10 protein-coding genes and 1 pseudogene are annotated in these 9,350 nt (G+C 41.7%); 7 read left to right on the forward strand and 4 right to left on the reverse strand.

Going from position 1 to position 9,350, the window contains the following annotated elements; genetic code table 11:
• Positions 1-311, reverse strand: a 311-nt coding sequence (locus tag B4033_RS01455) for a helix-turn-helix domain-containing protein (protein ID WP_286831415.1), incomplete at its 3' end; no start/stop codon positions are given.
• Positions 312-596: 285 nt separating this feature from the next.
• Here B4033_RS01455 and B4033_RS01460 point away from each other — a divergent pair.
• The 6 genes from B4033_RS01460 to B4033_RS01485 all read left to right on the forward strand — a co-directional run bounded on the left by B4033_RS01460 (position 597) and on the right by B4033_RS01485 (position 5,983).
• The gene (locus tag B4033_RS01460; protein ID WP_228127684.1) at positions 597-794 is read left to right on the forward strand and encodes a hypothetical protein; all 198 of its coding nucleotides are present in this window, start codon (positions 597-599) and stop codon (positions 792-794) included.
• A gap of 133 nt (positions 795-927) precedes the next feature.
• A complete protein-coding gene (gene argC / locus B4033_RS01465; protein WP_171260599.1) occupies positions 928-1,983 on the forward strand; it encodes an N-acetyl-gamma-glutamyl-phosphate reductase in 1,056 nt (351 codons plus the stop codon).
• 75 nt (positions 1,984-2,058) lie between these two features.
• Positions 2,059-2,808: a DUF6776 family protein gene (locus B4033_RS01470; RefSeq protein WP_286831420.1), complete on the forward strand. Its 750-nt coding sequence runs from the start codon at positions 2,059-2,061 to the stop codon at positions 2,806-2,808.
• A gap of 19 nt (positions 2,809-2,827) precedes the next feature.
• Positions 2,828-3,241 (forward strand): ATP-dependent Clp protease adapter ClpS, encoded by a 414-nt coding sequence (clpS, locus tag B4033_RS01475; RefSeq protein ID WP_004894548.1) that lies wholly within the window; start codon positions 2,828-2,830, stop codon positions 3,239-3,241.
• A gap of 9 nt (positions 3,242-3,250) precedes the next feature.
• Positions 3,251-5,527, forward strand: coding sequence for an ATP-dependent Clp protease ATP-binding subunit ClpA (gene clpA, locus B4033_RS01480; RefSeq protein ID WP_286831424.1), 2,277 nt, complete (start codon positions 3,251-3,253; stop codon positions 5,525-5,527).
• Between the two features lie 102 nt (positions 5,528-5,629).
• Positions 5,630-5,983 (forward strand): YnfA family protein, encoded by a 354-nt coding sequence (locus B4033_RS01485; RefSeq protein ID WP_076753475.1) that lies wholly within the window; start codon positions 5,630-5,632, stop codon positions 5,981-5,983.
• A gap of 18 nt (positions 5,984-6,001) precedes the next feature.
• Here the strand turns inward: B4033_RS01485 and B4033_RS01490 are convergent, their stop codons facing one another.
• Positions 6,002-6,478, reverse strand: coding sequence for a hypothetical protein (locus B4033_RS01490; protein WP_004894555.1), 477 nt, complete (start codon positions 6,476-6,478; stop codon positions 6,002-6,004).
• Between the two features lie 339 nt (positions 6,479-6,817).
• On the opposite strand from B4033_RS01490, the gene B4033_RS01495 reads away from it, so the two are divergent.
• On the forward strand, positions 6,818-8,110 hold the full coding sequence (locus tag B4033_RS01495; RefSeq protein ID WP_004894557.1) for an MFS transporter: 1,293 nt from the start codon (positions 6,818-6,820) through the stop codon (positions 8,108-8,110).
• A gap of 53 nt (positions 8,111-8,163) precedes the next feature.
• Here the strand turns inward: B4033_RS01495 and argF are convergent, their stop codons facing one another.
• Together argF and B4033_RS01505 are read right to left on the reverse strand one after the other, a co-directional pair.
• Positions 8,164-9,084: an ornithine carbamoyltransferase gene (argF, locus tag B4033_RS01500; RefSeq protein ID WP_004812788.1), complete on the reverse strand. Its 921-nt coding sequence runs from the start codon at positions 9,082-9,084 to the stop codon at positions 8,164-8,166.
• A 111-nt stretch (positions 9,085-9,195) separates the two neighbouring features.
• Positions 9,196-9,350 (reverse strand): annotated as a pseudogene (locus B4033_RS01505) (TetR/AcrR family transcriptional regulator); the annotation flags it as partial.

Here is a 9,350-nt window from a genome sequence, read left to right on the forward strand (position 1 = left end):
CCCTCGGGTAAATCTTTGGGTAAATTAAACAGATTGGACCGAATCAGGCAGTCTTCAACATGACGGACGATTCTTGAGGCAGTCGGTTCTGAAACCCCATAACTCGTAGCAACGTGAAATAATGTCCGGTATTCACGCCAATAGCTCAGACAGAGTAAAACCTGATCTTCTACACTTAACTTAGATGGTCTACCTTTAGCAGGGACATGCATTTTCAGTTGTTCAACCATTAAATCAAAGGTTGACCATGAGATGCAGGTGTATCGCTTAAACTGTGTTTCAGAAAGCTTCTTTGAATCGATGTATTTCATCCGCAGATTATGCATGAATATTGAAAATTCTTCGGTACAAATAAGCAGCAAAAAAGTAGATCATTTTTTGATTTATGAAAGAGATCTAATGATAACGATAAATTAGAACTCCTCATGATGCGGTTAATCCTCACAATTTTAATTTTTATAGTCTCGCTTCCTGCGCTGTTTTTTTACGGACTATTTTTATACAGTATTTTTTTCCCAAGTTTACCCATGGATTATCCTTTAACCGTCAAATTTTTTATGCTGACAGGAGTGCTCGCGTGGGGAATGCTATTTTATATGGCTATTTTATGGATTAAAAATCGTCAAATACCTAAAGAATTTTCAGCCAGTACAACACTATTGGCCATTTTAGGGTTAATTCCATTTATGATTCGACTAGACGCCATTATGTTTTTGGCATTACCTGCTTTCTTATTTGTAATTTATCTTTGTCATTATAGTTGGTCTACTCCAGTAACGACCAAACACACATAAAGGTGTTTCAATCTTATCTTTAAACATGCATTTCAAAATATATAAAAAATCAGCATTCCTCAGTGAAAGAGTTTAGAAAACGTGAACTTCCTGTCATACTACCTGGCATAAAGGAAACATCTAGTTAGAGGTAATTATCGTGATTTCAGTGGGTATTGTGGGTGGCACAGGTTATACAGGCGTTGAACTTTTACGTCTATTACTGCGACATCCAAACGTTAGCGTCAAAGCACTGACATCACGTACCGAAGCAGGTCGCCGTGTAGACGATATGTTCCCAAGCCTGCGTGGTCATACTGATCTTGAATTTTCTGATCTCAGCCTTGATTTATTAAAATCTTGTGATGTCGTATTTTTTGCGACACCACATGGCGTTGCTATGAAACATGCAGAAGAACTGCTAGCTGCAAATACCAAGGTAATTGACCTTGCCGCAGATTTCCGTTTACAGAATTTGGCACAGTTTGAAAAATGGTATGGCATGCAACATGCTTGTCCATCTATATTACAAGATTCTGTATATGGTCTGTCTGAACTGAATCGTGACAAGATCAAACAGGCGAATGTGATTGGTAACCCGGGTTGTTATCCAACAACCGTGCAGCTCGGCCTTGCACCAGTATTAAAATCTGCGGAAGCCTTAGTGAAACCTGAAAGTATTATTATTGATGCTAAATCAGGAGTTTCAGGCGCAGGTCGTAAAGCCAGCCTAGGCATGATCTATTCTGAAAATGCAGATAACTTTAAAGCTTATGGCGTAGCAGGTCACCGTCATCATCCTGAGATTGTAGAAGCGTTAGAAAATATCTCAGGTCAAAAAGGTGTATTTGACCATATTTTATTTGTACCACATCTGGTGCCAATGATTCGCGGTATGCTGTCAACTATTTACATTGACCTGACTGAAGCAGGCCAGATAGCAGATTTGCAGGCACTCTATGAACAGTTCTATGCCAATGAACAGTTCGTTGATGTCATGCCATCAGGCAGTTCGCCAGAAACCCGTTCAGTACGTGGTGCCAATGAACTCCGTATTGCACTGTACAAGCCTCAACCAACGAAACTGGTTATTCTGGTAGCACAAGATAACCTGGTGAAAGGTGCAGCAGGTCAGGCGGTACAGAATATGAACCTGATGTTTGGCTTTGCTGAAAACGCTGGCTTGCAAAACATTGCTTTATTACCATAAAAAACGTATTACAACTTCACACACATTTGAATTTCGACTTAAATGTGTGTCTTGAAAAAGATAGAAGAGATGACAATGCCGAATACTGAACCTCACGATCTGACCACAGATGACAAGAAGAAAATGCCATTTCTGAAAGGGAACACGCCACTTGCGATAGGTGCTGCAATTCTGGTACTGAGTAGTGGTTTACTTGGCTATTCGGTAGGTCATCGTCAAGGTCTGACCGTTGTAGGTTTTGAGGCGGATGCTGAACAGCTGGTTGAGGTTGTACAAAAGCAGAAAGCCAGTCTGGAAACCCTGAATAAAACCCTGAATACAGCAACGCAGGAACGTGATCTGGCCGTAAGTAATGCCAATGACCTGTATCTTGCGATGAATAAAACCCGTGATGAATATACGCAGGCAGAAAGCCTGGCGACCTTATATCGTGAAGTACTGCGTCAGCGTGGTGGTATGCCTTTATCTGTTCAGCATCTGGCAGTAAAGCCTCTACCTGAAAATGCCTTTGAATATCAGCTTGATCTGATTCAGGTAAGTCCAAGCAAGGGGCGTGTTTCCGGTTCGGTTGAATTGCGCCTGATTAGGGGAACTGAAATTTTAATTGTGCCTTTGGCAGATAAAAACTTCAATTTCGAAAATTATGAACGTCTGACTGGTCGTTGGACAATGCCGAAAGGTTTTGTACCAGAATTTATAGAAGTTCGACTGACTGGTACAAGCAAGCCTGTTACCCGCCGTTTTAGCTGGAGTAAGGGCGAGGCAATTGAAAATCAATCTGCATTCCTGTCAGAGATTCCTCAGACAGAAGCCAATGCAAACTAAAGTGTGAAATGTAAATCTTATGCCTAGCAACAAGCGTCATATTTGTTTAAGTGAAATCAAGAACTCTTTTAATCAGTCCGGTGTGGTTGACTGGCACATAAGCCCACGCTTGGCAAACGACCCTTTTCATGACGAAGATGCTGATATTACAGTACAAACAGCACCGCCAGAGTTGAAGCGTCCACCGATGTATGCGGTGGTATTGATGAATGACGATTACACCCCAATGGAGTTTGTAATTGAAATTTTACAACAATACTTTGCAATGAATCTTGACCAAGCTACGCAAGTAATGCTAACTGTACATTATGAAGGAAAAGGTGTTGCTGGCGTCTATCCAAGAGACATTGCGGAAACGAAAGCGAACCAGGTCAATAATTACGCTCGATCACAAGGTCATCCTTTACTTTGCCAGATAGAGCCTAAAGATTAAGGGGGTTGCATGCTCAGTCGTCAATTAGAAGTATCACTACGTTTGGCTGTTAGCATGGCTCGTCAAAAGAGACATGAGTTTCTGACAGTAGAACATTTATTATTGGCTTTACTCGACAACGATTCTGCCGTGAATGCCCTTAAAGCATGCGGTGCAGACATTATTGTGCTGCGCAAAGAACTTGAAGAATACGTAGAACAACACACTCCAAAACTCGGCGAAAATAACGATCAGGCACCTCATCCGACTGAAAGTTTTGACCGGATCCTGCAGCGTGCCATTTTCCATGTACAGTCAAGTGGTGGAGACCGTACGGTAGAAGGTGCGGACATTCTAGTTGCGATGTACTCAGAGCGTGATTCGTTTGCAGTGTATTTGCTGAAACGTCATCAGATTAACCGTTTAACCTTGACTCAATATCTGTCGCATGGCACCCGCAAGGAAGAAGTGCAGAACGAAGAAGAAATTGAAGAACTGGACGGCGAAACCGGATCATCGAATGCATCGGGTCCACTAGATCTGTACACCACTAACCTGAATCACGAAGCGCAAAAAGGTAAAACTGATCCCCTGATTGGTCGTGAAAAAGAAATTGAGCGTGCTGCACAAATTCTTTGTCGTCGCCGTAAAAATAATCCGTTGCTGGTCGGTGATCCGGGTGTGGGTAAAACATCCATTGCTGAAGGTCTGGCTTGGCTGATTGTCAATGGTAAAGCCCCTAAACCACTAGAAAATGCCGAAATCTATAGTCTGGATATCGGTGCACTGGTGGCAGGAACCAAATACCGTGGTGACTTCGAAAAACGTCTGAAACAACTTCTCAATGCCTTGAAGAAAAAACCGGATGCGGTGCTGTTCATTGATGAGATTCATATGATCATCGGTGCAGGTTCCAGCATGGGTAGTACCATGGATGCTTCGAACCTGATTAAGCCAGCACTGGCAAATGGTTCATTGCGTTGCATAGGTTCGACCACATTCCAGGAATACCGTCAGGTCTTTGAAAAAGATCATGCTTTATCGCGCCGTTTCCAGAAAATTGATGTGAATGAGCCTTCTATCTCTGAAACTATTGATATTTTACGTGGTCTGAAATCTAAGTTTGAAGATTTCCATCATGTTCAATATGAAGATCAGGCTTTGGTATCAGCGGTAGAACTGTCAGCGAAGTTTATTAATGACCGTTTCTTGCCAGATAAAGCCATTGATGTGATCGATGAAGCGGGTGCGCAACGCCGTTTAAAAGCCGAGCAAGACGATAGCATGATTACGGTAGAAAATATCGAAGACATCGTGTCGAAAATTGCCCGTATTCCACCAAAAACAGTTTCTAAAGATGACAAGACTGTATTAGAAAACCTTGAGCGTGATTTGAAACGTGTGGTCTTCGGTCAGGATGAAGCCATTGAAGCACTCGGTTCCGCAATCAAGCTGTCTCGGGCAGGTCTGAAATCTCCTGATAAGCCAGTCGGTAGTTTTGTCTTTGCTGGTCCAACGGGTGTCGGTAAAACTGAAGTCACCAAGCAATTAGCAAAACTGATGGGCGTGGAGCTGGTTCGTTTCGATATGTCTGAATATATGGAACGTCATGCGGTATCCCGTCTGATTGGTGCACCTCCAGGCTATGTTGGTTTTGACCAAGGTGGTTTGTTGACCGATGCGATTCACAAGAATCCGCATTGTGTATTACTACTCGATGAAATTGAAAAGGCACATCCGGATGTATTTAACCTGTTGCTGCAAATTATGGATCATGGCTCGTTGACCGATAACAACGGTCGCAAGTCAGACTTCCGTAATGTGGTGCTTGTACTGACCACCAATATTGGCGCAGAAAGCATTTCACGTGTCAGTATCGGTTTCATGGAACAAGACAACAGCAATGATAACCAGGAAGCGATGAAAAAAGCATTCTCACCTGAATTCCGTAACCGTCTCGATGGTGTGATCCAGTTCAAGGCCTTGCCAAGTACGATCATTGAAAATGTAGTCGACAAGTTCTTAACCGAGTTGCAGGCACAGCTAGATGAGAAGAAAGTTATTCTGGAAGTGGATCAGAGTGCACGTGAATGGATGGCTGAAAATGGTTATGACCGTTTAATGGGTGCTCGTCCAATGCAGCGTCTGATTCAGGAACATCTGAAAAAACCATTGGCAGAAATGATTCTGTTTGGTGAGCTGGCAGATAATGGCGGTAATGTTGCTGTATCTGTGAAGAAAGAAAATGGCAAAGCTGTAGGCTTGAAACTTGAAGTGTTTGAAGATCAGACTGCTGAACCAGCCTAAATTCTACTCATCGTGAAATAACCCGTGCTTGCACGGGTTATTTTATTTCTTTATTGCTATGATCTGATCAAGATTTATTGCCTGGCTAAGATTTAACAAGATATGGAATTTCAGTTCACTAAACTTATTACGACTTTTTTTCTGTTCCTGGTCACGGCGGTGATGGAAATTCTAGGCTGTTATTTTCCTTATCTGATTTTGAATCAGGGAAGAAGTCACTGGTTATGGATTCCGACAGCTCTGGCTTTGGCAGCTTTTGTCTGGCTATTAACTTTGCATCCAGCTGCTTCAGGCCGGATCTATGCAGCTTATGGTGGTATCTATATCTTTACTGCTTTGATGTGGTTGCGTTTTGTAGATCAGATCAGCCTGTCTCGATGGGATTTGCTTGGTGGTGCAGTGGTGATATTTGGGGCGCTGATTATTATCATGCAACCCCAAGGTTTAATCCGTTGATTTACTTCCTGTAGAAACTTAGTTCCCTTTACAGTCCTTCTGCGATATTTCAACGTCATAAGATCGAGTAGTGGAACTCAGTTCTAGCATCACTTTATAGGGATTTTCTAACTGATAACGGTGCTCAAAGAAAATACCGCAGTTCTGTAATAAGTTTTTGCGGATAAGCTGAGTCACTTCCTTAGGACCTAGATCTTTTTCAAACTGGGCAAAGTCTGGAGTAATAATTAAACCTTTTAATTCGGTTTTATTAGCAGTGAGTTTCAGTTGTTCAATAATTGTGTTGTGATCAATTTGCAGGGGCAAAGTTTTAGAATCTTCCGCACTTAATACAGCCAGCATTTCATTCAGTTCTGCTTTTTTCTTGATTTTAAATTTTGAATCAATGATCTGTTGCTGTTGCAGGTATTGATCAAATTCGGAAGCATGAACCTGACTACTAAGAAAACTAATGCCAAGGGTTAAAGCAGTGAATAGATTTATTTTATATTTCATTTAAGGCCACAAATTATTACTGTATTTTGCGGATTATAAGAGCATGAATAAGATCTGTACGCAACTCTACCTTGGTTAATTCTCCTGCCTCCTCGGATTTCTTCTTTTTGCTTATTTTTAAATATTGAAGTTTAAAAGACTTTTTATGTGAAAAATCTATCAATAATTACACTTTATTTTTTGTATGGGATTTCATCTAGGTTTATAGTCTTACACCTCCCCACGCAGCATACCAGTAAGTACGTAGGGTGCATGCAAAAAAATATCTAAGTTTAAAGGCATAAAATATTGACCTATAAACAAGAAACTTCAATGATTTAAAAATAAGGATGTCATATTTTGAGTCAAGCTTATTCCAAGCAGGAAAAAAACAGTCGTATTAAAGGAATTGTCGGGGCAGCCTCCGGTAACCTGGTCGAATGGTTCGATTTTTATATCTATGCTGTATTTGCGGTTTATTTTACCAAGGCACTCACTGCACCAAATATGGACAGTTCAACTCAGGCAATTTATGTCTGGGGTGTATTTGCTGCCAGCTTCTTTATGCGCCCGATAGGTAGCTGGCTATTTGGCCGTATTGCCGATAAACATGGCCGTAAAAAATCCATGGTCATTTCGATCTGTTTAATGGCCATCAGTTCATTCCTATTCGCAGCTTTACCAACTTATGAGCAGGTGGGTATGGCAGCACCATTCTTGCTGCTGCTGGTGCGTCTGTTACAGGGCTTATCAGTCGGTGGTGAATATGGCGCTGTTGCGACCTATATGAGTGAGCTGGGTTTAAAAGGTCAGCGTGGATTTTTCTCATCTTTCCAATATGTGACCTTGACCGGTGGTCAGTTGCTGGCAAGTTTACTCGGAGTTATTTTCCTGGGCTTTATGAGCGAACAACAGTTACTTGATGGTGGCTGGCGTATCCCGTTTGTGATTGGTGGTATTGCGGCAATTGTTTCTTTATTGGCACGTAGCCGTCTTGAAGAAACGCTATCTACGGAAGATAGTGATAAGGAAGATTCAGGTACACTTAAAGAATTGTTCAAGAACCATTGGAAAACATTCTTGCTGGTGGTTGGCTATACTTCAGCGGGTTCACTAAGCTTTTATGTAATTACGGTTTATTCAAAAACCTATTTAACCAATATCGGTATTGATCCAAAGACTGTCGGATTTATTATGACGGCCTGTATCTTTATATTGATGATTGCACAGCCAGTTTTTGGTGCTTTATCGGATCGAATTGGTCGTCGTACTTGTATGCTGCTGTTTAGTGGATTGATGGCGATTGCGATTTATCCGGTCATGGCGGTCGGTATGCGAGTCTTCAGTGATACCCCAGTGATCGTTGCATTATTGCTGATTTTCCTGATGATGTTACTGAGCCTCTATACCTCGATTGGCGGTATCGTAAAAGCAGAAATGTTCCCACCACATGTACGGGCTTTAGGAGTAGGTTTCTCTTATGCAGTGGGTAATGCCGTCTTTGGTGGTTCAGCACCTTCGGTCGCATTACAGTTTAAATCAGCAGGTATTGAAAATACCTTCTTCGTGTATGTCATTGTAATGCTGATTGTATGTTTCTTCTGTAGCTGGCAATTACCGAAAGAACCAAAATATTTAAAAGATGATCATTAATCTTTGAGCAATAAAAAAGCACCGGATTCGGTGCTTTTTTATTGAAAGAACACTTAGTCTTTTTTCAGATTTTCATTAATCAGAAACTCAACCAATGCTTTCTGAGCATGTAGACGGTTTTCAGCTTCATCCCAAACCACAGCATTTTTGTGATCCAGCATATTCTCTGAAATTTCTTCGCCACGGTGTGCTGGCAAACAGTGCATAAACAGGCAGTCGGGGTGAGCCAGATCCATCAAGCGCTCATTGACCTGATAATCAGCAAATGCTTTTTCACGGATTTTCTGTTCTTCTTCCTGTCCCATACTTGCCCAAACGTCAGTCACGATCAGGTCAGCATTGACTGCTGCATCTTCAGCTGAGTCAACCAGCTCTACACAGTGTGCAAATTCAGACAGGAATTTTTCTTGTGGCTCATAACCTTTAGGCGCAGCAATTTTCAGCTTAAAGCCCCACATATGCGCAGCTTCAATATATGAATTACACATATTGTTGCCATCACCGATCCACGCCACAGTTTTACCTTCGATTGGACCACGATGTTCCAGGTAAGTCTGCATGTCAGCAAGCAGCTGGCAAGGATGATGGTCATCAGTCAGAGCATTAATCACAGGTACTTTTGAATAAGAAGCAAAACGTTCAACGATGTCATGACCAAAAGTACGGATCATCACGACATCAAGCATGCTTGAAATAACACGTGCAGAATCTTCGATAGGTTCGCCACGGCCCAATTGAGTATCACGTGAAGACAGGAAAATTGCGCTGCCGCCGAATTGGGTCATGCCAGCTTCAAACGAAACACGCGTGCGGGTACTGGATTTCTCAAAAATCATCCCCATAACTTTACCAACAAACGGTTGGAAAACTTCATTGTTATGCTGTTTGCGCTTGAGCTCGATGGCGCGTTGCAGTATCTGGTTAAGTTCTAAAGTCGATAGATCGCGTAAAGTCAGAAAGTGACGGAGAGCCATTCGTTACTCCACAATAATTGCTGAAAAACTGGTTCAACAATTAGTTGTTGGTTAGTTAAAAAAAATACGGAATCGGCTAATATACTATATGAATAGGAAATTGCAAAAAAACTAGACTTTTTGATGACCGTCCAAGAAACGATCGACACAATAATTCACATATTCGACAGTTTCCTGATCAGTTTCATCGCTTGGCAAACCCATTAAAATGCGCCATTCCATATTTCTTAAAATACCGAAATACAATTGTGCAGAAAATAATGGAT

Origin of the sequence: Acinetobacter sp. UBA3132 (assembly GCF_002364825.1) — a bacterium.
GTDB classification, from domain to species: domain Bacteria; phylum Pseudomonadota; class Gammaproteobacteria; order Pseudomonadales; family Moraxellaceae; genus Acinetobacter; species Acinetobacter schindleri.

Excerpts from the sequence above, each read along its gene's own strand:
- B4033_RS01460 (WP_228127684.1), top strand. The coding sequence starts at position 597 with ATGGCTATTTTATGGATTAAAAATCGTCAAATACCTAAAGAATTTTCA.
- B4033_RS01470 (WP_286831420.1), top strand. The coding sequence starts at position 2,059 with ATGCCGAATACTGAACCTCACGATCTGACCACAGATGACAAGAAGAAA.
- clpS (WP_004894548.1), top strand. The coding sequence starts at position 2,828 with ATGCCTAGCAACAAGCGTCATATTTGTTTAAGTGAAATCAAGAACTCT.
- clpA (WP_286831424.1), top strand. The coding sequence starts at position 3,251 with ATGCTCAGTCGTCAATTAGAAGTATCACTACGTTTGGCTGTTAGCATG.
- B4033_RS01485 (WP_076753475.1), top strand. The coding sequence starts at position 5,630 with ATGGAATTTCAGTTCACTAAACTTATTACGACTTTTTTTCTGTTCCTG.
- B4033_RS01490 (WP_004894555.1), bottom strand. The coding sequence starts at position 6,478 with ATGAAATATAAAATAAATCTATTCACTGCTTTAACCCTTGGCATTAGT.
- argF (WP_004812788.1), bottom strand. The coding sequence starts at position 9,084 with ATGGCTCTCCGTCACTTTCTGACTTTACGCGATCTATCGACTTTAGAA.